At 69.2% G+C, this 26,182-nt stretch carries 26 protein-coding genes; 17 read left to right on the top strand and 9 right to left on the bottom strand.

Going from position 1 to position 26,182, the window contains the following annotated elements:
• The 8 genes from P0Y60_01250 to P0Y60_01215 all read left to right on the top strand — a co-directional run bounded on the left by P0Y60_01250 (position 1) and on the right by P0Y60_01215 (position 5,987).
• Entirely contained in the window at positions 1-1,044 is a 1,044-nt protein-coding gene (locus P0Y60_01250; protein WEK61418.1) for an iron-siderophore ABC transporter substrate-binding protein, read from the top strand.
• A complete protein-coding gene (locus P0Y60_01245) occupies positions 1,041-2,072 on the top strand; it encodes an iron ABC transporter permease (protein ID WEK61417.1) in 1,032 nt (343 codons plus the stop codon). The genes P0Y60_01250 and P0Y60_01245 overlap by 4 nt, the downstream gene beginning before the upstream one ends.
• On the top strand, positions 2,069-3,121 hold the full coding sequence (locus P0Y60_01240; GenBank protein WEK61416.1) for an iron chelate uptake ABC transporter family permease subunit: 1,053 nt from the start codon (positions 2,069-2,071) through the stop codon (positions 3,119-3,121). The genes P0Y60_01245 and P0Y60_01240 overlap by 4 nt, the downstream gene beginning before the upstream one ends.
• Before the next feature lie 154 nt (positions 3,122-3,275).
• Complete coding sequence (gene rpsF / locus P0Y60_01235; GenBank protein ID WEK61415.1) at positions 3,276-3,644, top strand: 30S ribosomal protein S6; 369 nt, start codon at positions 3,276-3,278, stop codon at positions 3,642-3,644.
• A gap of 5 nt (positions 3,645-3,649) precedes the next feature.
• Positions 3,650-4,165: a single-stranded DNA-binding protein gene (locus tag P0Y60_01230; GenBank protein WEK61414.1), complete on the top strand. Its 516-nt coding sequence runs from the start codon at positions 3,650-3,652 to the stop codon at positions 4,163-4,165.
• A 56-nt stretch (positions 4,166-4,221) separates the two neighbouring features.
• On the top strand, positions 4,222-4,476 hold the full coding sequence (gene rpsR / locus P0Y60_01225; protein ID WEK61413.1) for a 30S ribosomal protein S18: 255 nt from the start codon (positions 4,222-4,224) through the stop codon (positions 4,474-4,476).
• Between the two features lie 11 nt (positions 4,477-4,487).
• Positions 4,488-4,940 (top strand): 50S ribosomal protein L9, encoded by a 453-nt coding sequence (rplI, locus tag P0Y60_01220; GenBank protein ID WEK61412.1) that lies wholly within the window; start codon positions 4,488-4,490, stop codon positions 4,938-4,940.
• Between the two features lie 324 nt (positions 4,941-5,264).
• Positions 5,265-5,987 (top strand): GntR family transcriptional regulator, encoded by a 723-nt coding sequence (locus tag P0Y60_01215; GenBank protein ID WEK61411.1) that lies wholly within the window; start codon positions 5,265-5,267, stop codon positions 5,985-5,987.
• Between the two features lie 168 nt (positions 5,988-6,155).
• On the opposite strand, the gene kynU is transcribed toward P0Y60_01215, so the two are convergent.
• From kynU to P0Y60_01170, 9 genes are read right to left on the bottom strand one after another with little or no spacing between them, the layout of a single operon-like run.
• A complete protein-coding gene (kynU, locus tag P0Y60_01210) occupies positions 6,156-7,433 on the bottom strand; it encodes a kynureninase (protein ID WEK61410.1) in 1,278 nt (425 codons plus the stop codon).
• The gene (locus tag P0Y60_01205; protein WEK61409.1) at positions 7,430-8,461 is read right to left on the bottom strand and encodes an amidohydrolase family protein; all 1,032 of its coding nucleotides are present in this window, start codon (positions 8,459-8,461) and stop codon (positions 7,430-7,432) included. Before P0Y60_01205 ends, kynU begins: the two co-directional genes overlap by 4 nt.
• Positions 8,462-8,467: 6 nt before the next feature.
• The gene (locus P0Y60_01200) at positions 8,468-8,992 is read right to left on the bottom strand and encodes a 3-hydroxyanthranilate 3,4-dioxygenase (GenBank protein ID WEK61408.1); all 525 of its coding nucleotides are present in this window, start codon (positions 8,990-8,992) and stop codon (positions 8,468-8,470) included.
• Positions 8,989-9,453 (bottom strand): RidA family protein, encoded by a 465-nt coding sequence (locus tag P0Y60_01195; protein ID WEK61407.1) that lies wholly within the window; start codon positions 9,451-9,453, stop codon positions 8,989-8,991. The genes P0Y60_01200 and P0Y60_01195 overlap by 4 nt, the downstream gene beginning before the upstream one ends.
• Entirely contained in the window at positions 9,450-10,253 is an 804-nt protein-coding gene (locus tag P0Y60_01190) for a fumarylacetoacetate hydrolase family protein (protein WEK61406.1), read from the bottom strand. The genes P0Y60_01195 and P0Y60_01190 overlap by 4 nt, the downstream gene beginning before the upstream one ends.
• The gene (dmpG, locus tag P0Y60_01185) at positions 10,250-11,305 is read right to left on the bottom strand and encodes a 4-hydroxy-2-oxovalerate aldolase (GenBank protein WEK61405.1); all 1,056 of its coding nucleotides are present in this window, start codon (positions 11,303-11,305) and stop codon (positions 10,250-10,252) included. The genes P0Y60_01190 and dmpG overlap by 4 nt, the downstream gene beginning before the upstream one ends.
• Positions 11,302-12,240: an acetaldehyde dehydrogenase (acetylating) gene (locus tag P0Y60_01180; GenBank protein WEK61404.1), complete on the bottom strand. Its 939-nt coding sequence runs from the start codon at positions 12,238-12,240 to the stop codon at positions 11,302-11,304. Before P0Y60_01180 ends, dmpG begins: the two co-directional genes overlap by 4 nt.
• A complete protein-coding gene (locus P0Y60_01175) occupies positions 12,237-13,067 on the bottom strand; it encodes a fumarylacetoacetate hydrolase family protein (protein WEK61403.1) in 831 nt (276 codons plus the stop codon). Before P0Y60_01175 ends, P0Y60_01180 begins: the two co-directional genes overlap by 4 nt.
• Complete coding sequence (locus P0Y60_01170) at positions 13,064-14,572, bottom strand: 2-hydroxymuconic semialdehyde dehydrogenase (GenBank protein ID WEK61402.1); 1,509 nt, start codon at positions 14,570-14,572, stop codon at positions 13,064-13,066. Before P0Y60_01170 ends, P0Y60_01175 begins: the two co-directional genes overlap by 4 nt.
• Before the next feature lie 83 nt (positions 14,573-14,655).
• Here P0Y60_01170 and P0Y60_01165 point away from each other — a divergent pair, with 83 nt between their 5' ends.
• The 9 genes from P0Y60_01165 to fgd all read left to right on the top strand — a co-directional run bounded on the left by P0Y60_01165 (position 14,656) and on the right by fgd (position 26,180).
• Positions 14,656-15,624, top strand: a complete 969-nt coding sequence (locus P0Y60_01165) for a LysR substrate-binding domain-containing protein (protein ID WEK61401.1) — start codon at positions 14,656-14,658, stop codon at positions 15,622-15,624.
• Between the two features lie 124 nt (positions 15,625-15,748).
• Complete coding sequence (locus tag P0Y60_01160) at positions 15,749-17,362, top strand: hypothetical protein (protein ID WEK61400.1); 1,614 nt, start codon at positions 15,749-15,751, stop codon at positions 17,360-17,362.
• Positions 17,363-17,458: 96 nt separating this feature from the next.
• Positions 17,459-18,961, top strand: coding sequence for a DHA2 family efflux MFS transporter permease subunit (locus P0Y60_01155; GenBank protein WEK61399.1), 1,503 nt, complete (start codon positions 17,459-17,461; stop codon positions 18,959-18,961).
• Between the two features lie 53 nt (positions 18,962-19,014).
• On the top strand, positions 19,015-20,139 hold the full coding sequence (locus P0Y60_01150; protein WEK61398.1) for an ABC transporter ATP-binding protein: 1,125 nt from the start codon (positions 19,015-19,017) through the stop codon (positions 20,137-20,139).
• 55 nt (positions 20,140-20,194) lie between these two features.
• Entirely contained in the window at positions 20,195-21,355 is a 1,161-nt protein-coding gene (locus P0Y60_01145) for an ABC transporter substrate-binding protein (protein ID WEK61397.1), read from the top strand.
• 2 nt (positions 21,356-21,357) lie between these two features.
• Entirely contained in the window at positions 21,358-23,229 is a 1,872-nt protein-coding gene (locus tag P0Y60_01140) for an iron ABC transporter permease (GenBank protein WEK61396.1), read from the top strand.
• A 151-nt stretch (positions 23,230-23,380) separates the two neighbouring features.
• Entirely contained in the window at positions 23,381-24,373 is a 993-nt protein-coding gene (locus P0Y60_01135) for a TIGR03557 family F420-dependent LLM class oxidoreductase (GenBank protein WEK61395.1), read from the top strand.
• Positions 24,370-25,170 (top strand): coenzyme F420-0:L-glutamate ligase, encoded by an 801-nt coding sequence (cofE, locus tag P0Y60_01130; GenBank protein WEK61394.1) that lies wholly within the window; start codon positions 24,370-24,372, stop codon positions 25,168-25,170. The genes P0Y60_01135 and cofE overlap by 4 nt, the downstream gene beginning before the upstream one ends.
• Positions 25,167-26,180, top strand: a complete 1,014-nt coding sequence (fgd, locus tag P0Y60_01125) for a glucose-6-phosphate dehydrogenase (coenzyme-F420) (GenBank protein ID WEK61393.1) — start codon at positions 25,167-25,169, stop codon at positions 26,178-26,180. The genes cofE and fgd overlap by 4 nt, the downstream gene beginning before the upstream one ends.
• Positions 26,181-26,182: the final 2 nt, after the last annotated feature.

The following is a 26,182-nucleotide window of genomic DNA, read 5'->3' as shown; positions in this document are numbered from 1 at the left end:
ATGCCTCTCTCCCGATCGAAGGCGCTCACCGCCTTGCTCACCGCCGCCCTCGCGGCCACCGTTCTGACCTCCTGCGCGACGCCTGCCTCGACCACCGACGACTCGGCGCCCGCCGCCGACGCCGGCGCGTTCCCGGCCACGGTCGAGCATGCCTACGGCGAGACGACGATCCCCGAGCAGCCGCAGCGCATCGTCAGCGTCGGCTACACCGAGCAGGACACGCTGTGGGCCCTCGGCCTCGAACCCGTCGGCGTGACCGACTGGTACGGCGACCACGAGTTCGCGTCCTGGCCCTGGGCTGACGAGGCGCGCGGAGACTCCGAGCCCGAGGTGCTCACGACGAGCGACGGACTCGACTTCGAGGCGATCGCCCTGCTCGACCCCGACCTCATCATCGGCACCAACGCCGGCATGACGGAGGAGGACTACGACCGCCTCTCCGACATCGCGCCGACCATCGCGCACTCGGGCGACTACTCCATGTACTTCGAGCCGTGGGACGTGCAGACGCTGCAGATCGGCGAAGCCGTCGGGCTGGCCGACGAGGCGCAGAAGCTCGTCGACGACATCGACGCGCAGTTCGCCGATGCGGCATCCGCCCACCCCGAGTTCGCCGACTCCTCGATCGTGTTCCTCCAGAACGCGATCTACGACGGCGCGGCGATCGCCTACCAGGACGGCCTGAGCACCGACTTCCTCACCGACCTCGGCTTCACGATTCCCGCCGACATCGACGCCTACGCCCCGAAGGACGACTCCGGTGGTCAGGCATACATCCCGGTCGAGAACCTCGACGTGCTGAACGCCGCCGACGTGCTCATCTGGGGAACGGAATCGGATGACGACATCACCGCGCTCGAAGCACAGCCGTTCGTCACCGCGATCGACGCCATGAAGAACGACAAGGTCGTCTACACCGACGGCACCACCGCCGGCGCGATCTACTTCACGTCGCCGCTGAGCCTGCCCTATGTCTTGAAGACCCTCGTGCCCGCGCTCGCCGACGCAGTCGCCGGGAACGGGCCCGCTCACACCGCGGAGTGATCCCCGCCGCACGCACGACACGCGACCCGCACCGGTCATCACCGGGGCGGGTCGCGATCGTCGTCGTGCTCGCACTCGTGGCTCTCGGCGTCGCATCGGTGATCGGCCTCACGGTCGGCACGAAGTTCGTCGGTCCGAGCACGGTGCTCGATGCGATCCTGCGCTTCGACGGCAGTGACCTGCAGCTCGTCGTGCGGGAGTCGCGCATCCCGCGCACCGTGCTCGGCATCGTCGTGGGTCTCGCGCTCGGTGCCGCCGGTGCCGTGATGCAGGGGCTCACCCGCAACGCCCTCGCCGACCCCGGGATGCTGGGCGTCAACGCCGGCGCATCGGTCGCCGTCGCCATCGCGGTGGCGGCTCTCGGGCTTCGCGACTTCCCCCATCTGATGGCGTTCGCGCTCGTCGGGGCGCTGATCGCGACCATCGGCGTGGTGCTGCTCGGCGCCGCGGGCGGCGGAAGCCCGGTCACCCTCGTGCTGTCGGGCGTCGCCTTGGCCGCGGTGCTCGGCGGCGTGACGACCGCGCTCGTGCTGCTGAACCCCACGGCGTTCCTGCAGATGCGCAGCTGGGAGTCGGGCGCGCTCGCGGGACGCGACCTGTCGGTGCTGGGCTTCGCCGGTCCGGCGATCGCAGTGGGTCTCGCCCTCGCCCTGCTGATGACGCGCAGCCTCGACGTGCTCGCGCTCGGACACGACACGGCTGCCGGCCTCGGGGTGAAGATCGGCGCGCTCCGTACCGGGGCGGTCGCCGCCGTGACTCTGCTCGCGGGCACGGCGACCGCGGTCGCGGGTCCCATCGCGTTCCTCGGCCTCGCCGCCCCACACATCGCCCGCGGCGTCGTCGGATCGTCGCAGAAGGCGATCGTGCCACTGGCCGCGGTGATCGGCGCGATCGTGGTGGTGCTGGGCGACGTCGTCGGTCGCGTGATCATCGCGCCACAGGAAGTGCCGGTCGGCATCGTCATGGCGTTCGTCGCCGCACCGTTCCTGATCTGGATCGGCCGACGGAAGAACCCGGTGCAGATGTGAGCGACACGAACCGCACCGAGAGTCTGCGCGCGGCGCGCTCCCGCATCCGTCGCGCTCGTCGCCCCCTCGACCGCCGCAGCCGCTGGGCGATGGGCGCACTCGGCGCCGTGCTGGTGGCCTCCTTCCTGGCGAGCCTGTCGATCGGCGACACCGTGATATCACCGGTCCGGGTGATCGAGGCGCTGTTCGAGACACAGGGCGGCATCCACATGGTCGTCGTCGACTGGCGACTGCCGCGGGCGCTCGCCGCGGTGTTCTTCGGCGCCGCGCTGGCTCTGTCCGGCACGGTGTTCCAGACCATCACCCGCAACCCGCTCGGCAGCCCCGACGTGATCGGACTCACCACCGGCGCCTACACCGGCGCGCTGATCGTGATGACGACCGCCGGCGGATCCGGCATGAGCGTGGCGATCGGCGCCGTGCTCGGCGGATTCGGCACGGCCGCGCTGGTCGCCCTGCTCGTCGCCGGGCGCGGGGCGCTGGGCTATCGCATCGTGATCGTCGGCATCGGGGTGAGCGCGGTGCTCGCCGCCCTCAACGCCTGGATGCTGCTGCGCGCCCGCCGGGAGGTCGCCGTCTCGGCGGCGATCTGGGAGGCCGGTTCGCTCAACGGCGTCGGCTGGGAGCAGGCGCTGCTGCCGATCGGCGTGGTCTCGGTGCTCATGATCGCCCTCTGGTTCGCTCGGCGTGGACTGTGGCTCGTCGAGCTCGGCGACGACATCGGTGTGAGCCTGGGCGGACGCATGGGCCTCACGAAAGCCGGGCTCGTCGCCCTCGCGGTCGGGCTGATCGGCGTGGTCACCGCGGTCATCGGACCCATCGCCTTCGTCGCGCTGTCCGCCCCGCACCTCGCCCGACTCATCGTGAAGAACGGTCCGGCACATCTCTTCGCGACCGCCATGACCGGTGCCGCACTGCTCTCGCTCGCCGACATCATCGGTCAGAACGCGGTGCCGAAGCATGCGCTGCCCGTGGGAGTCGTGACGCTCGTGCTCGGCGGCGTCTACCTGATCTTCCTGGTGGCGCGCACCGCGAGACGGCGGTTCTGAGCATCCGTCATTCGCGCCACGCCCGCCTCTGAGTTAGACTGTGAAGGTTGTCTGCTTGGTGGCATCGATCTGATGCTGCAGGAAGGCACGTTCACACACCCTCCTGCTCCCGGGAAAGTCCCGAGAGCCGTTCTAGTCCGAAGGAGGTGGGTAAGTGACGCACCAGTACGAACTCATGGTCATTCTGACCCCCGAGATCGACGAGCGCCAGGTAGCCCCTACGCTCGACAAGTTCTTGAAGGTCATCACCGAAGACGGTGGCTCGATCGACAAGGTCGACATCTGGGGTAAGCGCCGTCTGGCTTACGAGATCCAGAAGAAGAACGAGGGCATCTACGCCGTCGTCAACTTCACCGCGACCAGCGAGGCCACGCAGGAGCTCGACCGTCTGCTCAAGCTGAACGAGCAGATCATGCGCACCAAGGTGCTCCGGTCTGAAGAAGCTCAGGCAATGGTCATCGCCGAGGCGAAGCGCTCCGACGAGAAGGCAGCCCGCAAGGCCGCCAAGGCTGCGAAGGCCTAAGTCTCATGGCCGGCGAAACCGTCATCACCGTGGTGGGAAACCTCACGGCCGACCCCGAGCTGCGTTACACGCAGAACGGGCTGCCGGTGGCGAACTTCACCATCGCATCCACGCCGCGCAACTTCGACCGTGCCGCGAATGAGTGGAAGGACGGCGATGCGCTGTTCCTCCGCGCATCCGTCTGGCGCGAGTTCGCGGAGCACGTGGCCGGTTCGCTGACCAAGGGCATGCGCGTCATCGCGCAGGGCCGTCTGCGTCAGCGCTCCTACCAGGACCGCGAGGGCAACCAGCGCACGGCGATCGAGCTGGAGGTCGACGAGATCGGCCCCTCGCTCCGGTACGCCACCGCGCAGGTGACCCGTGCAGCCTCGAACGGTGGTGCCGGCGGAGCCGGTGGCGCCGGCGGCGGGCAGTCTCGCCCCGCACAGGTGTCGGAGGAGCCGTGGTCCACGCCCGGTTCTTCGACCAGTGCAGATGCCTGGAGCACTCCGGGCAGCTTCGGCGACGACACCCCGTTCTGATCAAAATTCTGGATGCACGCCAGCGCGTCGCATCCGCTCTTCACTAAGGAAAAACCATGGCTGGAAAGTCGAGCGGCGACCGCCGCAAGCCGCGGAAGGGTGGCAAGCCCACCGCTCCCGCGAAGTCCATCCGGGTTGGTGTCATCGATTACAAGGATGTCGCCACCCTCCGCAAGTTCGTCTCGGAGCGCGGCAAGATCCGTGCCCGTCGTATCACCGGTGTCTCGGTGCAGGAGCAGCGTCTGATCGCCACGGCGATCAAGAACGCGCGCGAAATGGCGCTCCTGCCCTACGCTGGCGCCGGCCGGTAAGGGGTATCGAGATGGCAAAGCTGATTCTCACGAACGAGGTCGCCGGGCTGGGTAGTGCCGGTGACGTGGTCGAGGTCAAGAACGGGTACGCCCGCAACTACCTCATCCCCCAGGGTTTCGCTACGGCGTGGACCCGCGGTGGCGAAAAGCAGGTCGCATCGATCCAGGCCGCGCGTCAGGCACGCGCGATCCACGATCGTGACGACGCTGTCGCACTGAAGAACGCGCTCGAGGGCACCAAGGTCCGTCTCGCCGTCAAGGCGGGCGCCGCTGGTCGCCTCTTCGGTTCGGTCAAGACCGATCACGTCGCCGACGCTGTCGCGGCTGCCGGTCTCGGTTCGATCGACAAGCGCAAGGTGCACATCACCGCGCCGATCAAGTCGACCGGTGACCACGAGGCCACGGTTCGTCTGCACGACGACGTGACCGCAGTCATCACGCTGCAGGTCGTCGCCGCCAAGTAAGGCGCGACACCTCTCGAACGCCCTCTGTCCTTCGGGACAGGGGGCGTTCAGCGTTCCCGGGCGGCTTGTGTGCGCGGCGTGTGTGCGTGCGGCGTGTGCGGCGTGCGGCGTGCGTGCGTGCGGCGTGCGGCGTGCAGGGAGAAGTTCGTCGTGCGGGGAGCATCCGGGGTTTCTGCCCTGCAGCCCGCGCGTCTCCCTGCATCGTGCACGCGGATGCCGGGGGTGGGGCCGGGTGCCGCTGCCGGTGTTGGGGCCGGATGCCGACGCGCCGACTTTTTGGATCCAGAATGCAGATTCAGGCTGATGATCCGATACTCTCGCTGCATGGTGCAATCAGGAAACGCCGCCGTCTCGCCGCAGCAGCGGGCCGACGCGCTGCAGAAGCTCGCGCAGCGGCACGGGGCCGGATACCGGTCGGTCGGTGCGATGGCGTACGACATCATCCGAGACGCGATCCTCGACGGAACCCTCCCTCCCGGCATGAAGCTGCGCCAGGAGACGTTGGCGGAGTCCATCGGTATCTCGCGGCTGCCGATCCGTTCCGCACTCATCCAGCTCGAGGCCGATGGGCTCGTGATCTTCCACGCTCGCCGCGGTGCGATGGTGCGCGCGCTCTCGGCCGAGGAGGCGAGCGAGGTCTACCACCTGCGCACGCTGCTCGAGAAGGATGCTCTGCGCCTGGCGATGGCCGAGATCACCCCGGAGCGGCTGGAGCGTCTGCACGACCTCGCCCGCACGGCCGACGACATCTCGGAGGGCGGCGAGTTCGTCGAGGCCCGCACCGAGTTCTACGCGACCCTCTACGACGCACAGGCGCGACCGGTGATGTGGGAGATGATCGAGCAGCTCCGCCTCAAGCTCGGGCGCTACGTGCTGGGCTGGCGTCTGGGAACGCAGGGCGAGCACGACCATTCGCACGGCGAGCTCATCGACGTGATCGCCACGGGCGACGTCGACCGGGCGCTCGGCGTTCTCGAATCGCACCTCGACCGTGTGCGCGACGGTGTGATCGCCCTGTTGGATGCCGCCGCAACCGACAACGCCTGACGTACCCTCCGGTACACCTGCACGCCCCGAACACACTGGAACGACCCGGATGCCGAATCGGTCGTGCAGGTGTGCCGGGGTCGTGCAAGTGTTCCCGGATGACGGGTCGGGGCAGACGGGGCAGACGGGGCAGACGGGGCAGACGGGGCAGACGGCGCGGGGCGGGGGTCAGGTGACGGTGCCGCGGCGGGCGAAGCGCGGCTCGCGCCACTCGCCGCTGTCGAGCACGTCTTCGAGCGCGTCGATCGCATCCCACACGTCGGCGTACGAGGTGTAGAGCGGCGTGAAGCCGAACCGGATGAGATCGGGTGCGCGGAAGTCTCCGATGACGCCGCGGGCGATGAGTGCCTGCATGATCTCGTAGCCGCTGCCCACGCGGAGCGACACCTGACTGCCGCGTCGTGCGGATTCGCGGGGCGTGACGACCTCGACGCCCCACCGCGGGGTCAGGCGTGCGTCGACGAGTGAGATGAAGAGCTCGGTGAGGCGCAGGCTCTTCTGGCGCACCTGGACGAGGTCGACGTCGGCCCAGATGTCGAGGCTGGCCTCGAGCGCCGACATCGACAGCAGCTGCGGGGTGCCGACGCGGAACCGCTCGATGCCGGGCGCGGGGGCGTAGCCGATCGCGAAGTCGAACGGGGCGGCGTGCCCGTGCCAGCCGGTGACGGCGGGACGAGCGTCGCCCTGATGCCTCTCGGCCACCCAGATGAACGAGGGCGAGCCGGGCCCGCCGTTGATGTACTTGTAGGTGCATCCGACCGCGAAGTCGGCATCCGCGCCGTTCAGGTCGACGGGTACTGCGCCGACGCTGTGGCACAGGTCCCACACGACGATCGCCCCGACCGCGTGCACCTTGCGCGTGACCTCGGCCATGTCGTGCATCCGACCGGTGCGGTAGTCGACATGGGTGAGCACGACGATCGCCACATCGTCATCGAGCACGTCGTCGAGTGTCGGACCTTCGTCGGCGATCAGTCGGCGTTCGAGCGGATCCCCTGCGCCAAACAGCTCCTGCACGCTCTCGAGCACGTAGAGATCGGTGGGGAAGTTGCCGCGCTCGGCCACGATCACCCGGCGACCGGGGCGCAGGCGGGCAGCGGCCGTCGCGGCCTGGAAGAGGCTCGACGACGTCGAATCGCCGAGCACGACCTCGCCGGGAGCGGCGCCGATGAGCGGAGCGAGCCGGTCGCCGACGGTCTGCGGCTTCGTGAACCACCCGGCATCGTTCCAGCTGCGGATGAGGCCGGTGCCCCACTCCTCGGTGATCACGCGCTGCACGTGCGCGGCGGTGCCGCGGGGAAGGGCCCCGAGGGAGTTGCCGTCGAGGTACACGACGCCGTCGGGGAGGGAGAAGCGCGCGCGGAAGGCCGCAAGGGGATCGGCCTCGTCGAGCGCGACGCAGGTGTCGCGATCCACGGCGGGGCGGTCGGTCGTGGGGGTGGTCATGACGCGGTCGTCCGTTCTGTCTCGGGGGCGGAGTCTTCTCGACCCAGGAAGCGCAGGGCATTGCCCCGGCGGATCGCGGCCCGCTGTGCATCGTCGAGGAAGTCGGCCCGATCGACGACGCGGCCGACGGGACGCTCGCCGAGCGGGTAGGGGTAGTCGCTGCCGACCATCACCTGCGAGGCGCCGAGCGTCTCGACCAGCACGCGCAGCGCCGCCGGGTCGAACACCACGCTGTCGACGCTGAAACGGTCGAGATATGCCGAGGGCGGGCGCTCGCTCACGCCGATCAGGTCGGGTCGCTGGGCCCAGGCGTTCTCGAAGCGGCCGAGCCAGAAGGCGAAGGAGCCCCCGCCGTGCGCGAACGCGAGCCGCAGCGTCGGAGGAACCCGATCGAACACGCCACCGAGGATCATCGCGATGATCGACAGGTGCGTCTCGGCGGGCATCCCGGTCAGCCAGCGCGCCATCCACCGGTCCAGGCGCGGCGAGCCGGCCATGTCCCACGGATGCACGAACACGGGGATGCCGTTGCCGGCGCAATGCTGCAGGAAGGTCACGATGCCCGCGTCGTCGAGGTCGCGGTCACCGACGTGGTTGCCGATCTCGACACCCGCGTGGCCCGACGCGATCGCACGGTCGGCCTCGGCGCAGGCGGCATCCGGGTCCTGCAGCGGTACCTGGGCGAAGGGGATCAGCCGTCCGCCGCCCGGTTCGCAGATCTCGAGCGCGAGGTCGTTGAAGATGCGCGCGACCTTGACGCCCGCATCGCCGGACTTGTCGTACGAGAAGAAGACGGGCGTGGGGGAGACGACCTGCATCTCGACGCCATCGGCATCCATCGCCTCGAGACGCACCGCGGCATCCCAACAGTCGTCGCCGACCCGACGGAACTCGGTGTCGCCGAGCATGATCATCGCCTCGCGTTCGGAGTCGACGCGCAACGACGGCCAGAGCCCTGGCCCGACCTGCGTGGACAGGTCGGGCCAGGAGCTCGGAACGAAGTGCGTGTGGACGTCGATCGTGCCCAACGGGCTTCAGCCCTTGCCGGGGTGGACGGCGCCGCACTGCGGGCAGGTGCGCCCCTCTTCGCTCTCGTAGAAGTCGCGGAACACCGGTGGCAGATCTTCGACGATGTCGCGCACCTGCAGCTCGACCTCGTGCACCTTCGCGTTGCAGTTCGGGCAGAACCAGGCGAACTTCTCGAGCGTGCCCTCCTCGCGGATGCGCTCGATCACGATGCCGATGGAGCCCTCTTCCGGGCGCTGTGGGGAGTGGAAGATGTTGCCGGGCAGCAGCCACATCTCGCCCTCGCGGATGTCGATGCGCTGCAGACCGTCGGGCGTCTGGATGTTCACGTGCATGCTGCCGCGGTACTGGTAGAACCACTCCTCGTAGGGATCGAAGTGGAAGTCGGTGCGCTGGTTCGGGCCGCCGACGACCTGCACGATGAAGTCGCCCATGGGCGCCCAGGCGGCCTTGTTGTTCACCGGCGGCTTCAGGAGATGCTCGTTCTCCTTGATCCATGCGGGGAAATCGATGACGGGTGGGATGGTGCTCATTTCTCCTCCTCGAGAGTGGCAGCGGTGATGCGGTCGGTGGTTTCGGGGCGTCGTGCGATCGCCTGGATCTCGATGCGCAGATGCGGATGCGGCAGGGCGTGCACGGCCACGGTGGTGCGGGCGGGGCCCTGCTCGTCGAAGAACTCGGCCCACACCGCGTTGTAGGCGGCGAAGTCGTTCATGTCGACGAGGAAGCTCGTGGCCTGCACCAGATCGTCGAGGGTGCACCCGGCCTCGGTGAGCACCGCGCGGATGTTCTCGATGACGGCGCGGGTCTGCACCGCGACGTCGAGTCGGGTGGCGCCGAACTCGTCGGCTTCGGCGCCGGCGATGGTGTTGTCGGGGCGGCGGCTCGACGTTCCCGAGACGAAGACGAGATCGCCCGCGACCTTGGCATGCGGGAAGCGCCCGCGCGGGGTGGCCTTGCCGGCGACGAGGATGCCGCGATTCTCGGTCATCATGATCCCTCCGTCGCGAGACGATCCGCCCGGTCGATGCAGCGGATGCCGATGCGTCCGACCCCGGTGATCGTGGCTTCGACGAACCCCTGTGCGGGGAGGGCGACCGCGGCTGTCGCGGCCCCGGCGAGCAGCACGTCGCCGGCCCGCAGGGTGAAGCCGTGGGCGGCGGCGAGCCGCGCGGCCGCGCCGACCGCACGCCGAGGATCGCCGAGGATCGCCGAGGTCGAACCCGTCGCCACGAGTCGGCCGTCGATCTCCATCTGCACGGCACGGTTGTCGAGCGATCCGGCCTCGGCGCGCGACACCCACGGGCCGATCGTGTACGCCGCGGCCGAGGCGTTGTCGGCGACGACGTCACCGAGGCTGAAGCGGAAGTCGCGGAACCGGGAGTCGATGATCTCGAGCGCGGGGGCGACCGCGACGACGGCGTCGCCCAGAGCTGCCGCATCTTCGGTGCCGTCGATGTCGCGCCCCAGCAGGAAGGCGATCTCGGGCTCGATCCGCGGATGGATGGCGGACCGGGTGTCGAACACCTCACCGTCGTCGAGCCGCATCCCGTCGGTGAGGGTGCCGATGATCACGTCATCCACGCCCATCTGCTGCGCCTTCGCCCTGCTCGTGAAGCCGAGCTTGAGTCCGGTCCTGCGCTCGCCGCGGGCGAGCCGCCTCGCGATCAGGGCGTGCTGCGTCGCATAGGCCGTGTCGAGGTCGACCGATCCGGCAGTGGAGGGCTGCGTGATCGAGGTGACGGTGCGCTGTGCGGTGTCGAGCGCCGCCGCGAAGACGGTGTCGGCGCTCATGATCCGCTCCCGGTGGAGGCGGCGGCGGAGGTGGAGGTGGCGGCGACGAGGTCGAGCGCGACGTCGACGATCATGTCCTCCTGGCCGCCGACCATGCGGCGACGACCGAGCTCCACCAGGATGTCGCGGGCATCGATCCTATGCCGCGCGGCCGCGCGCTCGGCGTGCAGCAGGAAGCTGGAGTAGACCCCGGCGTAGCCGAGTGTGAGCGTCTCGCGATCGACCCGCACCGGGCGGCGCTGCAGCGGACGCACGAGTTCTTCCGCGGCGTCCTGCAGCGTGAAGAGATCGCAGCCGTGCTGCCAGCCGAGCAGATCGGCAACCGCGATGAAGGCCTCGATGGGGCAGTTGCCCGCCCCCGCGCCCTGACCCGCGAGCGAGGCATCGACGCGGTAGGCGCCGTGCTCGACGGCCGTCACGCTGTTCGCGACGCTCAGCGAGAGGTTCTCGTGCGCGTGGATGCCGATCTGCGTGTCGGCGTCGAGCACCTCACGGTAGGCGTCGACGCGTGCGGCCACGTCGTGCATCGTGAGGCGCCCGCCGGAATCGGTGACGTAGACGCAGTGCGCCCCGTACGACTCCATGAGCTTCGCCTGCGCGGCCAGTCCCTGCGGATCGTTGAGATGGCTCATCATGAGGAAGCCCGAGACATCCATGCCGTGCTCCCGCGCCCAGCCGATGTGCTGCGCGGCGACGTCGGCCTCGGTGCAGTGCGTGGCCACCCGCACGCTCGTGACACCGAGGTCATGTGCGCGGGCGAGGTCGTCGATCGTGCCGATGCCGGGCAGGATCAGCGTCGTGAGTGTGGCGCGTTCGAGCACCTCGGCCGCTGCTTCGATCCACTGCCAGTCGGTGTGGGCGCCCTGGCCGTAGGCGACGCTGGAGCCGCCCAGGCCGTCGCCGTGCGCGACCTCGATCGCATCGACGCCTGCGGCTTCGAGCGCGCGGGCGATGTCGCGCACCTGGTCGAGCGTGTAGCCGTGGCCGATGGCGTGCATGCCGTCGCGCAGCGTGACATCTTGCACGTAGACGCGGGGGGATCCGGCGGTCATGCGAGCACCTCCGTGCGGTCGGCGACGAGTCGCTCAGCGGTGCGCAGGGCGGCTGAGGTCATGATGTCGAGATTGCCCGCGTAGTTCGGAAGATAGTGGCCGGCGCCCTCGACTTCGAGCAGCACGGTCACCCGCGTGCCGTGGAACGCGCGGCCCAGTGCGGGCACGAACGGCTCGTCGACTGCGTCGAACTGCACCTGCTGCTTCAGCCGGTAGCCGCCGACGTACTCCTGCACCGCGGCGACCGTCTCATCGACCGAGGCGCGGACGGCGTCGCGGTCGAGGGCATCCGGCTCGCCCTCGACCAGGCAGAACACCGTGTCGCGCATGATGAGCGGCGGATCCGCCGGGTTCAGCACGATGATCGCCTTGCCGTGCTCGGCGCCGCCGATCTGCTCGATCGCCCGGGCCGTGGTCTGCGTGAACTCGTCGATGTTCGCCCGGGTTCCCGGACCCGCCGACTTCGACGCGATCGAGGCGACGATCTCGGCATAGGCCACCGGCGCCACGCGGGACACCGCCGCGACCATCGGCACGGTCGCCTGCCCGCCGCACGTGACCATGTTGACGTTGGTCGCGCCGAGGTGGGCGTCGAGGTTGACCACCGGCACCACGTAGGGGCCGATCGCCGCGGGGGTCAGGTCGACCATGATGCGACCGGCGTTGCGCACCAGCGCATCGTTGCGCGCGTGCGATCCGGCCGAGGTCGCATCGAAGACGAGCTCGACGTCGGCGAACTCGGGCATCGCCAGCAGGCCGTCGACACCCTCGTGAGTGGTGGCGACGCCGAGTCGGCGCGCGCGGGCGAGACCGTCGGAGTGCTCGTCGATGCCGACCATGGCGACGACGCGGAGCGTGGTCGAGAGCCGCTTGACCTTGATCAGGAGATCGGTGCCGATGTTGCCCGACCCGATGATGGCGATGCCGACGGTCATGCCGCGGCTCCTTCCGCTGAGGCGATGGATTGTGCGGCCGTGAAGTCGGCACGAACCTCGCCGAGGCCTTCGAGACGGGCACGGTAGACGCCGGCGGTCGCGGCGACCATCGGTCCGAGCGCTCCGGAGAGGATGACCTCGCCGGCGCGGAGAGGCTGGCCGTGCCGGGCGACAGCGCGGGCGAGCCACGCCACCGCGATGACCGGGCTGCCGAGGCAGGCGGCGCCGGACCCGGTCGACAGCGGGTCGCCTTCGCGATCGAGGCTCATCCCGAGGGTGGTGAGGTCGAGGCCGTCGAGCCGCCGCGGGGTGGTGCCCAGCACGACCGCGCCGCTGGACGCATTGTCGGCGATGGTGTCGGTGATGCGGATGTCCCACCCGGCGACGCGCGAGTCGACGACCTCGATCGCTGGCAGCACGAACTCCGTGGCGCGCAGTACGTCGGCGACGTGGGTCGTCGGTGACTCGAGGTCGTGGCCGAGTACGAACGCGACCTCGGCCTCGACCCGCGGCTGCAGGAACCGGCCGATGTCGAGTGGTTCGCGGTCGGCGACGATCATGTCGTCGAGCAGCACCCCGTAGTCGGGGGAGAAGACGCCGAACTGCGCCTGCACCGCGGTCGAGGTCAGGCCGATCTTGCGGCCGACCATGCGGCGTCCGTCGGCGACGCGACGGGCGACACCGAGCGACTGTACGGCGTACGCGGCATCCTGATCCGTCTCGCCGAGCAGATCGCGCACCGGGGCGCACGGCGTTCCCGTCTCGGAGGCGCGATGCAGTCGCTCATCCGCATCGCGCACGGCATCCGATTCCCGAGCGGCGTTCACAGCTGCACACAGACGTTCGTCGGCTCGGTGTAGAACTCGAGCGAGTGGTGCCCGCCCTCGCGGCCGATGCCCGAGAGCCCGACGCCGCCGAAGGGGCTGCGCAGATCGCGTAGGTACCAGGTGTTGACCCACGACATGCCGGTGCGCATCTGCTGTGCCACGCGGTGGCCGCGGGTGAGGTCGCTGGTCCAGGTGACGGCGGCGAGGCCGTACTCGGTGTCGTTCGCCAGCGCGATCGCCTCGTCTTCGGAGTCGAAGGGGATGAGGGCGGCGACGGGGCCGAACACCTCCTCCCGCACGGTGCGGTGCGAGTTGTCGAGCCCGGTCCACAGGGTCGGTTCGATCCAGGAGCCGCCGTCGAGTCCGTCGCCGAGGGTGGGGATGCCGCCGCCGGCCAGCAGCGTCGCCCCCTCCTCCTGGGCGAGGGCGAAGTACGAGAGCACCTTGTCGCGGTGGGCCTGCGAGATGAGGGGGCCGGTCGTGGTGGCCGGGTCCTCGGGGCGTCCGAGGCGCAGGCGCTGGGCCTGTTCGGTCAGGCCGGCCGCGACGTCGGCGAACACGGCCCGCTCGACGTAGATGCGCTCGGTGCACAGGCACACCTGGCCGGTGTTGAGGTAGGTCGAGCGGGCGAGGCCCGCGACGGCGGCATCGAGGTCGGCATCGGCGAAGACCACGGCGGCGTTCTTGCCGCCCAGCTCGAACGACACGGGCCGCACCCGCGGGGCGACGGCGCGCATGATCGTGGAGCCGGTCGACGATTCGCCGGTGAAGGTCACGCCGTCGATGCCGGGGTGCCGGGTCAGGGCCTCGCCGGCCGAGTCGGCGCCGAAGCCGTGCACGACGTTGACCACGCCCGCGGGTACCCCGGCCTCGGCGAGGATCTCGGCAAGCAGGGTGGCCGACGACGGCGTCTCCTCCGACGGCTTGATCACCACGGTGTTGCCGGTGGCGAGCGCGGGGGCGAGCTTCCAGGTGAGCAGGAGCAGCGGGAGGTTCCAGGGCACGATCACGGCGACGACACCGAGCGGCTTGCGCACCGCGTAGTTCAGCGCGCGCCGCCCGTCGGGCAGTTCGGTCAGGAACGAGTCGAGCCCTGCGGCCGAGACGGTGTCGGCGAACGAGCGGAAGTTCGCTGCGGCGCGGGCGACATCCAGATCGCGCGCCAGCGCCTCGGGCTTGCCGGTGTCGCCCACCTCGGCGGCGACGAGTTCGTCGGATCGGCGGTCGATCGCATCGGCGACGCCGCGCAGCAGCCTCGCCCGCTCGGCCACGGTCATGCGGCCCCACGGTCCGTCGAAGGCCGCGCGGGCGGCGGCCACGGCGCGGTCGATCTGTTCGGTGCCGGCCTCGTGCACCTCGGCGATCAGCGAGCCGTCGACGGGGCTCAGCTTGCGGAACGTGCGGATGCCCTCGACCCGCTCGCCGGCGATCATGTTGTGGATCGCCTGGGGTGCCGCGTGTGGCTCGGCGGCACGGAGGGGAGGCGTCAGCGTCTCGGAAGGCATGCGCTCAGGCTAAGAACCTCAGAGGGATGCCGACAAATACTCTCTTGATGCATTGCCATGCCCATACGGCTATAGTCCCGAGCATGGCCACCGATCGACTGCTCGACGGCCGGGTGAAGATCCGGCACCTCGTCCTCGTGACCGCCATCGCCGATGAGGGAACCCTCGTGCGCGCTGCCGAGTCACTGCACATCACCCAGCCCGTCGTCACCCGCGGTCTCCGCGAGGTGGAGGACGTGCTGGGTGTTCCCCTGTTCGAGCGGATGCCGCGCGGCGTCAAGCCGACCCAGTACGGGCACTCGTTCATCGAGCGGGCCCGCTCGGTGCTCGCCGAACTGCGCGCGGCGGGGGAGGAGGTTCGCCTCCTGCAGTCCGGCCAGCTCGGCACGGTCACCGTCGGCACCCACCTCGCGGGATCGAACCTGCTCCTGCCGCGGGCCATCGCCGCGCTCAAGGCGGAGCATCCGCGTCTCACCGTCGTCGTCCGCGAGGGAACCCCCGACACGCTGCAGCAGCTGTTGCTCGCCGGGGACCTCGATCTGACAGTCGGCCGTCTCTCGCCGACCGTGCCGGTTCGGCTCGAGCAGGAGCGCCTGCACCAGGAGCCGATCCGGCTGGTCGCTCGCGCCGGGCATCCGGTGCTCGGAGGTGTGAAGGCGAACTCGCTCGCCGAGTTGATCGCCTACCCGTGGATCTTCCCGGTGGCCCAGACCGCACTGCGGGCCGAGCTCGAGGCGGTGTTCTTCCATGAAGGGCTGCCGCTTCCGCCCGACCGCGTGGAGTGCACCTCGATGCTCACGCTGCGCACGCTGCTCATCTCGACCGATGTGATCGCCGCCCTGCCGATGTTCATCGCCGTCGACGATCGGGAGCTGCGGATCCTGCCCACGCCCCTCAGCTCGATCCGCCGTTCGGTCGGCGTCACCCTGCCCAAGGATCGGGCGCCGTCGCCCGCGGCGGCCGCGCTGCTGACGCATCTGCGCGACGAAGGCGCACGCCTGGCGGAGTTCGAGCGGGAGTACGCGCAGACGGAGTCGCGCCCCCTCGGCTGATATGTCCGAATGGTCATAGCTCTGACCCGTATGGATATTGGACAGCATCGCTCCCGCAGGGTGAATCTGATGAGGACGACACGACGTCGTGACGATCCCACCCGATTCAGCCAATGGAGGCGACATGGCCGGCTCTCCCTACGTGCCCGATGCGAAGAAGTACCGCCCGGAGGATTTCCAGCGCGTCGAGGGTGAACCGGGCGATCCCGATCCCGCGACCTGGGGGATGCAGCCCGACGGCACGTTCCTGCCGCCGGCGCACACGCCCTCGGTGCCGCGCGACGTGTTCGTCGACTGGCCGGGGCAGCTCGACTACCGCGACCCGGAGACCTACTCCCTCAATGCGACCGCCGAGGCGTTCTACCCGATCGTGGTGAACACGAGCCACTCGTGGCAGTGCATCTACGACTGGGACGGCCGGCGCCTCATGCTGCACTACGGCGGCGGCAACCACTGGAAGCTGTACGACATCACCGACCCCCGCGACCTCACGATCGTCGACGAGGAGCAGTGGGGGTGGGATGACCCTCGCCCTCAGTTCGGCGCCACCACCGTGCAGTGGAACCAGAAGCTCGGCACCTACATCGCCATCCAGGCCAGCGAGACCCCGCGGTACTTCCTCAAGGGACGTGTCGCGAACAAGTGGATCGATGACACGGTCGAGGGTCAGCTGAAGGAGTGGGAGGGCCTGCGCGGCTTCCGCACCTGGCAGATGGACGGCCCGAGCCCGCGCGACTGGACGCTCATCACCGAGGTGTCGACCGACCCGAACCATGGGCCGGACGAGATCCAGGAGGGCAACGGCGTTCTCGACCTGCCGGTCTACTACGGCGACAAGTACCTGTTCGTGGCGACCGCTCCCGACAACACCTTCACGAACCAGCCGTACAAGACCACGCTCTGGACGGCGGGGCACGCAGCCTACGACGTGTCCGACCCCGCGAAGCCCGAACTGCTCTCCACCTGGTGGGTGCCGGGGTCGCGCGCCGGCGAGGAGGCCGACTCGGAGTACCTCGAGGGCAACGACCGCTGGAACAACAAGACGAGCTGGTTCGGCTCGCGCATGGGCGTCTTCATGCCGCGGTCGGTCGAGTCGGGCTATCGCTACGCCTACGCCGCCCAGGGTGGTCAGGGCTTCTTCGTGCTCGACGTCTCGGACCCGGCGAACATCCACCACGTCGGCTGGTGCCCGCTGCCCACGAGCGTCGCCGGCACCGAGGGTGACAACGTCGACACCACCCAGGTCGAGGAGTCCGGCTACGTGTACGTGTCGGGCTACCCGATGAACACCGACTGCTACGAGCCGGCCAAGGAGATCTACCAGATCGACGTGAGCGACCCGACGCAGCCACGCGTCGTGCGCACCCTGCCTCGGCCGCTGCCGCCCGCAGAGGCGAAGTTCACCGACTGGGCGCAGCGGCGCGGATCGTTCGGTCCGAAGCGCTCGGGCTACTTCACCAACACGGGAACGCCCCACGGCGGAGTCATCCCCTACGCGTTCTACGCCGCGGGACTGCAGATCTTCGACGTGCGCGACCCGGAGGACCCGAAGGTCGGCGCGTACTTCGTGCCGCCGATCGGACTGAAGGACGACGACGATCTGGCTGCCCCCGTGCACGGCATCTTCGTCGAGTGGGACCGCAACCTGATCTGGCTCTTCGCCAACCACGGGATCTACGCCGTCTCGACGCCGCTGCTGGGAGAGCCGGTCGTCGGCATCCCCGCCTCGGACGGCTAACCACTCGGAACGACTCCGGTGTCCGTCCTCCCACACGGGGCTGAGCGGGCGGACACCGGCACCCCGGCCCGCATGACCTTCTTCTGAAAGCGACCCATGAACCAGAACGTCCGACCATGGCCGGCCCTGTGGGCTCTGTGCATCGGCTTCTTCATGATCCTCGTCGACACGACGATCGTGGCGATCGCCAACCCGGTCATCCTCGCGGCCTTCGACGCCGATCTCACGACGGTGATCTGGGTCACCAGCGCCTACCTCCTGGCGTATGCGGTTCCCCTGCTGATCACGGGTCGGCTCGGCGACCGCTTCGGTCCCAAGCGGGTCTACCTCGCCGGGCTCGTCGTTTTCACGCTCGCGTCGCTGGCCTGCGGGCTCGCCGACAGCATCGGCATGCTGATCGCCGCCCGCGCCGTGCAGGGATTCGGTGCGGCGCTGATGACGCCGCAGACCATGGCGATCATCGCGCGCATCTTCCCGCCGCGCGGTCGTGGCCAGGCGATGGGCGCGTGGGGTGCGGTCGGCGGGTTGGCGACGCTCGTCGGACCGATCCTCGGCGGTGTGCTCACCGACACGGTGGGCTGGGAGTGGATCTTCTTCGTGAACGTGCCCGTCGGCATCATCGCCTTCGTGGTCGCGTGGCGCCTGGTGCCGGATCTTGCCGGACACCCGCACCGGTTCGACTGGATCGGCGTCCTGCTCTCCGGCGGTGGCCTGTTCCTCCTCGTCTTCGGACTGCAGGAGGGCGAGGTCTACGACTGGGGAGTGATCGCCGGCCCGATCACGGTGTGGGCGCTGATCGTCGTCGGCGCCGTCCTCCTCGTGCTCTTCGTCGTCTGGCAGCGGTTCAACCGCGCCGAGCCCCTGATGCCGCTCAGTCTCTTCCGCGACCGGAACTTCTCGGTCGCGAACGCCACGATCTTCCTCGTGGGCGTCGGCATCACGGCGATGCCCGTGCCGCTCGCCTTCTACTTCCAGGTCGCCCGGGGCCTCGACCCGACGCTCGCCGCCCTCATGCTCGCTCCGATGGCGGTGGTCTCGGGCGTGCTCGGTCCGCTCGTCGGCAAGCTGAGCGACCGGATCGGCCCGCGATGGGTGACGTTCGCGGCCTTCGTCATCTCGGCGGTCGCGATGGCCTGGTACGCGTCGACCATGACACTCGACGCTCCGTTCTGGCTGCTCCTGTTCCCCTCCGCCCTGCTGGGCGTCGGCGTCTCGGGGATGTTCGGACCGCTGGCGTCGACGGCCACACGCAACCTCCCGCACACGCAGGCGGGAGCGGGATCCGGGGTCTACTCCACGACCCGGCAGATGGGCTCGGTGATCGGATCGGCGCTGCTGGCGGTGCTGATGAACCTCACCCTCGCCGCGCACATCACCGGCTTCGCGCCGGGCGCGATCCATCCGGGCAGCGACCTGTCGGCGAAGGACGGGGCGGGGCTCGCGGCCGCGATGTCGCAGTCGCTGCTGCTGTCGGCCATCGCGTTCGCGGTGTGCGCCGTCGTGGTCGTGTTCTTCGAGAAGCCACGGCCGTGGGGTGCACCGGCCACGCAGCCGGTCCCGCAGACGGCGGGCTCAGTCGCACGAGAGGGACGGTCATGACGGCACTTGCAGTGGATCCAACATCCAGAAAATCGAAGGACGAGAGGACTCGGATGACCGCGGAATCCGGCGGCGGTCGACTGGTCGTCGACGCGCTCAAGAAGGACTACGAGCTGGATGGCGAGGCCGTTCCCGTCGTCAAAGACGTCACCTTCACGATCGAGCCCGGCACGTTCTATTCGCTCCTCGGCCCGTCGGGCTGCGGCAAGACGACCACCCTGCGGTGCGTCGCCGGACTGGAGCGCAGCAACGGCGGTGTGATCTCGCTCGACGGCCGCGTGCTCTCGACGGGAGCCGAGCACGTGTCGCCCGACAAGCGCGACATCGGCATGGTGTTCCAGAACTACGCGATCTGGCCGCACATGACGGTGTTCGCGAACGCGATCTTCCCGCTGCAGGTGGCGGGCTCCCGCCTTCCGAAGCAGGAGGCGCGCAAGCGGGCGATGGAGGCACTCGAGCTGGTGCAGCTCGACCACCTCGCGCAGCGACCCGCGACCGCGCTGTCTGGCGGCCAGCAGCAGCGCCTCGCCCTAGCTCGCGCGCTCGCCCATCGCCCGCGGCTGCTGCTGCTCGACGAGCCGCTGTCGAACCTCGACGCGAAGCTGCGCGACACCATGCGCAACGAGCTGCGCAGCCTGCAGCGCAGCCTCGGCATCAGTGCGCTCTACGTCACTCACGACCAGTCCGAGGCGCTGTCGATGTCGGATCGCGTCGCCGTGATGAACGGCGGACGGATCGTGCAGGAGGCGACGCCGCGCGAGCTCTACGACCAGCCCGCCGACCGATTCGTGGCGGACTTCGTGGGTCGGGTGAACATGACCCCCGCGCGGGTGATCGAGCGGGACGGCGCCGGGGATGCGGTCGTCGAGGCCCTGGGTACCCGGTTGCACACACCCGTGCCCGACGGTGTCGCGGCGGGCGACGAGGTGACGCTCACGTTCCGGCCCGAGACCGTGCGCTGGCACGAGACCGCGATCGAGCGTCCCAACGTGCTTCCCGTGCGCATCGTGCGGGTGGAGTTCCTCGGCGAGATCGTCGAGTACGAAGCCGAGGTGCTCACCGCCGGCGAACCCGTCGGCACGATCGTCGGCCGCGGTGCTCCGCTTCAGACACCCCCCGAGGGCGGCAGGGTCTTCCTCGAACTCGTCCCGCACGCCTGCCGCGTGCTGGCTGCATGACGTAACCCGCACCACACCCGAAATCACACCTGATGTCAGAGAGGACATCCAGATCATGAAGAGAACCTTGGGAGCGATCGCCACGACGGCGGTCTTCGCGCTCGCGTTGAGCGGATGCGGCACGCCGTCCGACGCCGCGAGCGGTGACAGCGCGCTGAAGGGCGATGCCGCCTCGGCCACCTGCGATGCCATGGAGGTCGGAGCGATCACACGCTGCGAGAACTTCTACGACGACTACTGGCCCGAGATCGACAAGCAGCTCGACGCGCTCTACGAGCAGGCGAAGAAGGAGGACGGCGGCACGCTGGTCATCTGGGACTGGTACGAGCTCTCGCCCGACGTGATCGCCCAGTTCAACGAGCGCTTCCCCGACATCAAGGTCGAGACCCGCGGTCTCACCTACAACCTGTCGTCGGCGATCATCTCGGCCAAGGCCACGGGCTCGCGCAACACCGATGTCGTGTCCGGCTCGATCACCTCGATGGGCGCGATGTACGACGAGGGCTTCTGGGAGAAGGTCGACTGGGCCAGCTTCGGCGTGCCCGAGGAGTTCCTCACCATCGGCGCCCCCGAGCTCATGCCCGACAGTGTCAACGGCACACTGATGCAGTACAACACCGAGAAGGTGGAGTCGGTGCCCGAGACCCTCGACGGACTGCTCGACCCGGAGTACAAGGGCAAGGTCTCGGTCGCCGGGTACAACGCCGTCGTGTTCGCCGGGTACGGCATGGCCGAGGGCGAAGACAAGATGCTCGACCTGATCGATGAGCTGACCTCCTCCGGCACCATGAAGCTGCTCGAAGATCAGGGCGCCCCGCTGTCGAGCGGCGATGTGCCGATCGCGCTGAACCAGACGCTGTTCAACCCGAACCCCGCGCTGCAGGTGTCGCCGTTCGAGCACGCCGGCGTGTGGGCGCAGTTCTCGGGCGTCAACTCCGACGCCAAGAACAAGCCGGGTGCGGCGCTGTGGACGCTGTGGAACGCCTTCGATCCGGACTGGATCGCGCTGCGCATGACGGATGAGCGCTTCGCCAGCACGCAGGTGCCGTACGCGGGGCTCCCGGCCGCGACCTTCGCCGAGGCGACAGGCCTCATGAAGACCAACTCCGATGCGCTCCTGCTCGGCCTCGACAACGGTGCGGAGACAGAGACGCAGGCCACTCGTGACGATTGGCAGGCGATGATCAACGCCGCCGACAAGGCGCTGAACGGATAACGATGTTCAAGGCAGGACGGACCACGGGGCGCAGGCGTCCCACCTCGATGACGATCGCGATGGTCGTCGCGGGCGCAGTCATCTTCATCCTTCTCGCGGTACCGCTGATCGTTCAGGTGATCACCGCGTTCCGTGGTCCGTTCCTGCCCTTCGGGGTCTCCTCGGCGAAGTGGGGGATCGAGAACTTCGTCACCCTGTGGCAGCTTCGCGAGGACTTCTGGGGCGTGCTCGGCGCCACTGGTGCCTTCGTCGGCGGATCCACTCTGCTCACGCTGCTGATGGCGTTCGGCCTCGCGTGGGTCACGGTGCGCACGGATGCGCCACTGCGTCGACTGATCTCGGTGCTGGTGATCGTGCCCTACATCATCCCGCCGATCGTGAAGGCGCAGGCCTACCTGCTGATGCTGTCGCCCGAATCGGGCGTGCTGAATCAGCTGCTGCGGCTGCTGCCCTTCGCGAGCGACGTGCCGATCGATCCCTACGCGTTCCCGACCATGATCTTCATCCAGGCGCTCACGAACGTCACGTTCCCGTACCTGATGATCGTGCCGATCCTCACGAACATGGACGGCTCGCTCGAGGAGTCGGCCCGGGTGTCCGGTGCCTCCTGGCCGCAGACCCTGCGCCGGGTGACGCTGCCCATGCTGTGGCCGGGGCTGCTCGGGGTGACCGTGCTGACGTTCATCCTCGGACTCGGCAGCCTCGAGGTGCCGTTGCTGTTCGGCCAGGAGTCGGGCCGCAGCATCTTCGCCCTCAAGCTCTGGACCCTCATCAGCTCGAACGCGGGGGAGCTGCCGCAGTACGGGCTCGCCGCCGCGTGGGGGCTGGTGTTCCTCGTGATCACGACCATCGCCTTCGCGGTCTACCTGAGAGCCACCCGCAATGCGGAGCGAAGAGCCTCGGTGTCGGGCAAGGGGTTCCGGCCGTCCACGATGCAGATGGGGCCGTGGAAGATCCCGGTCATGCTGCTCGTCGCCGTGTTCATCCTGCTGACCGGCATCCTTCCCCTGCTCGCGCTGCTCTGGGCCGCGATCACGCCGTACCCGGTGGCGTTCTCGTTCGACGCGATGCTGAGCCGCACCGACTTCGGCGCGTTCGGGGTGGTGCTCGCCGATCCGGAGTTCTGGGTGTCGCTCGGGCGCACCGTGATCATCGCGGGAGGCAGCGCCACGATCGCCGTGGTGTTCGCGACCGTGCTGGCCTACGGCATCGCCCGCAGCAAGAAGACGCGCTGGGTGAAGGCGCTCGACCTGTTCGCCTCGTCGTCGGTCGCGATCCCCGCCACCATCGCCGGCTTCGCGATGTTCCTCACGTTCATGGTGATCAACCCGTACATCCCGATCGCCGGCACGCTGCTGGCGCTCGTGATCGCGTACTCGTACCGCGTGTCGATCGCCTACCGCTCCTCCTACAGCGCGACGCTGCAGATCCGACCCGAGCTGGAGGAGGCCGCGCTCACCAGCGGCGCCAGCCGCTTCGAGGGCTTCCGTCGCATCATCGCGCCACTGCTGATGCCGACGGTGATGGCCGTGTGGATCCAGATGTTCATCCTCGGCACCAACGAGTTCACGCTGCCGGCGTTCCTGGCGACGCCGTCGTCGCGCCCGCTGTCGATGTACATCTACGCCATGATCAACCCGCGATCGGCGCAGCTCTACGCGCCTGACCAGGGGGCGGCGATGGCGCTGATCTTCACGCTCATGGTGTTCGCGATCGGCTACGGCCTGCAGTGGGCGCTGTCGCGTCGAGCGATCGGACGCACGCGCAAGCCGGTTTCGGCGGGACTCCCGGCGCTCGCCGCGACCCCGGTGGCGGATGCCGACGCCTCGGCGACCGCGACCCTCGCCGTGCAGCGCCAGCGGCAGCGCCGCTGACCCGCCTCGCGCCCCGCCCTCCCCACTGACTGGCGGGGGCGAATGGGCGGAGGTGGGGCGCGACGCAGGGTGCCGCGGGGCGGTCTTGACTTTTGGATCCAGTATCCATTCAATAGGTACAACAGCGACGACGCAGAGGTGAGGAGGCCGCATGCACATCGGATACGCCGCGATGCTCGAGCAGGTGCAGCCCTCCGCGGTGATCGAGAACTGCGTCGCCGCCGAGGCCCACGGGTTCCGAGGCATCATGGCCACGGACCACTTCCAGCCCTGGCTGCCCCGGCACCGGGCATCCGCGCACGTGTGGACCATGCTCGGCGCGATCGGCGCGCACACCACCGGTGACCTCGGCCCCGGGGTCACCACCCCCGGATTCCGCACGCATCCCGCGGTCGTGGCACAGGCCGCCGCCACCCTCGCCACGCTGTATCCCGGCAGGGGCTGGCTCGGCGTCGGCTCGGGCGATGCGTTGAACGAGCACATCACGGGCGACTACTGGCCCGAACCGGCCGAGCGCATCGACCGCATGTTCGACGCGGTCGACCTCATCCGCAAGCTCTTCACCGCCTCGGTCGCCGGGCGCGACACCCGCCACCGCGGCGAGCACTTCCGCATGGAGTCGACGCGGTTGTGGACCATGCCGCCCACCGCGCCGCCGGTCTACGTCGCGACGGCGGGCCCGGTCGCCGCACGTCGCGCCGGCCGCAGCGCCGACGGGCTCATCACCGTCGCGGCCGACATCGATCGCCTCGCCCCCCTCGTCGCCCGCTTCGCCGAGGGCGCGAAGGAGGCGGATCGTGATGCCGATGCGATGCCCAAGGTGCTCCAGGTGCCGCTCTCGTGGGCGCCGACCGAGGAGCAGGCGCTGGCGAACGCGCTCACCGAATGGCCCATCGCCGGTCTCCGCATGCGCCGCGGCGACGTGCGCTCGCCCTACGACTTCGAGCAACTCGTGCGCGGGGTGACCGCCGACGACATGCGGGCCAACCTGCTCATCTCGGCCGACCCCGACGTGCACCGCGCCCGGTTGCAGCGCTACGCCGACCTCGGATTCACCCGCATCTACCTCCACAACGTGGGGCCGAATCAGAAGGAGTGGCTCGAGGTCTTCGGCCGAGACGTCCTGCCGAAGGTGCGCTCATGAACGCCCCGGCGATCACCGTCTTCGCGCTCACCGGCATCGGCGAGGTGCATCCGGGCGACGACCTCGTGCGCCTGATCCTCGCCACCGGCGTCGAGTTCATGCACGGCGACATCGTGGTCGTGACCTCGAAGATCGTCTCGAAGGCGGAGGGCCGGTACGTCGAAGCCGCGGATCGCGAAGCGGCGATCACCGCCGAGACGGTGCGCGTCGTCGCCTCCCGCACTTTCGACGGCCACACCATGCGCATCGTCGAGAACCGCCTGGGCATGGTGTCGGCTGCCGCCGGGGTCGATGCCAGCAACACCCCCGACGGCTGGATCCTGCTACTGCCCGAAGACCCCGACCGGTCGGCGCGTGCGCTCGCCGCGGGGTTGCGCGCGGCCACGGGTGCCGAGGTCGGAGTGATCCTCAGCGACACCCTCGGGCGGCCCTGGCGCGAAGGGCAGACCGACGTCGCGATCGGCGGCGGCGGCGTGCACATGATCGCCGACCTCCGCGGAACCACAGACCAGGCGGGCAAGGTGCTCAGCGTCACGACCCCGTGCGTGGCCGACGAGCTCGCCGCGGCATCCGATCTCGTCAAAGGCAAGGCGAGCGGCAACCCGGTCGCGGTGGTGCGCGGGCGTGCCGATCTGGTCGGGGCGCTCGACCTCCCCGGTGCCTCGAGCATCGTGCGGCCCTCGGAGCGCGACCTCTTCTCGCTCGGCACCGCCGAAGCACTCGATCAGGGATACCGCGACGGATACGCCGCCGCCCTGGCAGACCTCAGAGAACACGAACAGAAGGATGCGACATGACACTCACCCTCGGATACAAGGCCAGCGCCGAGCAGTTCGACCCGCGCGAACTCGTCGAGATCTCGGTCGCCGCCGAGGCACACGGCATGCAGTCGGTGTTCGCCAGCGACCACTTCCAGCCGTGGCGTCACACGGGCGGGCATGCCCCGTTCTCGCTCACGTGGATGGCGGCGGTCGGTGAGCGCACGTCGAGCATCCGCATCGGTACTTCGGTGCTCACTCCGACGTTCCGCTACAACCCGGCCGTGCTGGCACAGGCCTTCGCGAGCCTGGGGTGCCTGTATCAGGACCGGATCATCCTCGGCGTCGGCTCCGGCGAGGCGCTGAACGAGATCGCCACCGGATTCCGGGGCGCGGGCGAACAGGAGTGGCCCGAGTTCAAGGAGCGCTATGCGCGGCTGCGCGAGTCGGTGCGGCTGATGCGGGCGCTGTGGTCGGGCGAGCGGGTGAACTTCGAGGGCGAGTACTACTCCACCCATGACGCCTCGATCTACGACCGCCCCGAGGGTGGCATCCCGATCTACATCGCCGCGGGCGGTCCGATGGTCGCGCGCTATGCGGGTCGCGCGGGTGACGGTTTCATCTGCACATCGGGCAAGGGACAGGAGCTGTACGTCGACCAGCTGCTGCCTGCGGTGAAGGAGGGGCTGGAACAGTCGGAGCGCTCGTTCGAGACGTACGACCGGATGATCGAGATCAAGCTCTCGTACGAGGAGACCCGGGAGGCGGCACTCGAGAACACCCGCTTCTGGTCGCCGCTGTCGCTGTCGAAGGAGCAGAAGCACGACATCACCGACCCGGTCGAGATGGAGAAGGCCGCCGACGCGCTGCCCCTCGACACGATCGCGAAGCGCTGGATCGTGGGCAACGATCCGGATGCCGTCGCGGCCGACATCCAGCAGTACATCGACTGGGGCTTCAACCACCTCGTCTTCCACGCGCCCGGTCACGACCAGCGGCGGTTCCTGCAGCTGTTCGAGCGCGACATCGCTCCGCGACTGAAGGGCTGACG

Source organism: Candidatus Microbacterium colombiense, assembly GCA_029203165.1.
GTDB lineage: Bacteria > Actinomycetota > Actinomycetes > Actinomycetales > Microbacteriaceae > Microbacterium > Microbacterium colombiense.
Note: the sequence above shows the minus strand (reverse complement) of the source record. Positions and strands in the feature narration are given on the sequence as shown.

Excerpts from the sequence above, each read along its gene's own strand:
- P0Y60_01190 (WEK61406.1), bottom strand. The coding sequence starts at position 10,253 with ATGAGCGCCGACACCGTCTTCGCGGCGGCGCTCGACACCGCACAGCGC.
- rpsR (WEK61413.1), top strand. The coding sequence starts at position 4,222 with ATGGCTGGAAAGTCGAGCGGCGACCGCCGCAAGCCGCGGAAGGGTGGC.
- P0Y60_01165 (WEK61401.1), top strand. The coding sequence starts at position 14,656 with ATGGCCACCGATCGACTGCTCGACGGCCGGGTGAAGATCCGGCACCTC.
- P0Y60_01135 (WEK61395.1), top strand. The coding sequence starts at position 23,381 with ATGCACATCGGATACGCCGCGATGCTCGAGCAGGTGCAGCCCTCCGCG.
- dmpG (WEK61405.1), bottom strand. The coding sequence starts at position 11,305 with ATGACCGCCGGATCCCCCCGCGTCTACGTGCAAGATGTCACGCTGCGC.
- cofE (WEK61394.1), top strand. The coding sequence starts at position 24,370 with ATGAACGCCCCGGCGATCACCGTCTTCGCGCTCACCGGCATCGGCGAG.
- P0Y60_01140 (WEK61396.1), top strand. The coding sequence starts at position 21,358 with ATGTTCAAGGCAGGACGGACCACGGGGCGCAGGCGTCCCACCTCGATG.
- P0Y60_01200 (WEK61408.1), bottom strand. The coding sequence starts at position 8,992 with ATGAGCACCATCCCACCCGTCATCGATTTCCCCGCATGGATCAAGGAG.
- P0Y60_01180 (WEK61404.1), bottom strand. The coding sequence starts at position 12,240 with ATGACCGTCGGCATCGCCATCATCGGGTCGGGCAACATCGGCACCGAT.
- P0Y60_01160 (WEK61400.1), top strand. The coding sequence starts at position 15,749 with ATGGCCGGCTCTCCCTACGTGCCCGATGCGAAGAAGTACCGCCCGGAG.
- P0Y60_01230 (WEK61414.1), top strand. The coding sequence starts at position 3,650 with ATGGCCGGCGAAACCGTCATCACCGTGGTGGGAAACCTCACGGCCGAC.
- rplI (WEK61412.1), top strand. The coding sequence starts at position 4,488 with ATGGCAAAGCTGATTCTCACGAACGAGGTCGCCGGGCTGGGTAGTGCC.
- P0Y60_01250 (WEK61418.1), top strand. The coding sequence starts at position 1 with ATGCCTCTCTCCCGATCGAAGGCGCTCACCGCCTTGCTCACCGCCGCC.
- P0Y60_01150 (WEK61398.1), top strand. The coding sequence starts at position 19,015 with ATGACCGCGGAATCCGGCGGCGGTCGACTGGTCGTCGACGCGCTCAAG.
- P0Y60_01170 (WEK61402.1), bottom strand. The coding sequence starts at position 14,572 with ATGCCTTCCGAGACGCTGACGCCTCCCCTCCGTGCCGCCGAGCCACAC.
- P0Y60_01155 (WEK61399.1), top strand. The coding sequence starts at position 17,459 with ATGAACCAGAACGTCCGACCATGGCCGGCCCTGTGGGCTCTGTGCATC.
- P0Y60_01145 (WEK61397.1), top strand. The coding sequence starts at position 20,195 with ATGAAGAGAACCTTGGGAGCGATCGCCACGACGGCGGTCTTCGCGCTC.
- kynU (WEK61410.1), bottom strand. The coding sequence starts at position 7,433 with ATGACCACCCCCACGACCGACCGCCCCGCCGTGGATCGCGACACCTGC.
- fgd (WEK61393.1), top strand. The coding sequence starts at position 25,167 with ATGACACTCACCCTCGGATACAAGGCCAGCGCCGAGCAGTTCGACCCG.
- P0Y60_01215 (WEK61411.1), top strand. The coding sequence starts at position 5,265 with ATGGTGCAATCAGGAAACGCCGCCGTCTCGCCGCAGCAGCGGGCCGAC.
- P0Y60_01195 (WEK61407.1), bottom strand. The coding sequence starts at position 9,453 with ATGATGACCGAGAATCGCGGCATCCTCGTCGCCGGCAAGGCCACCCCG.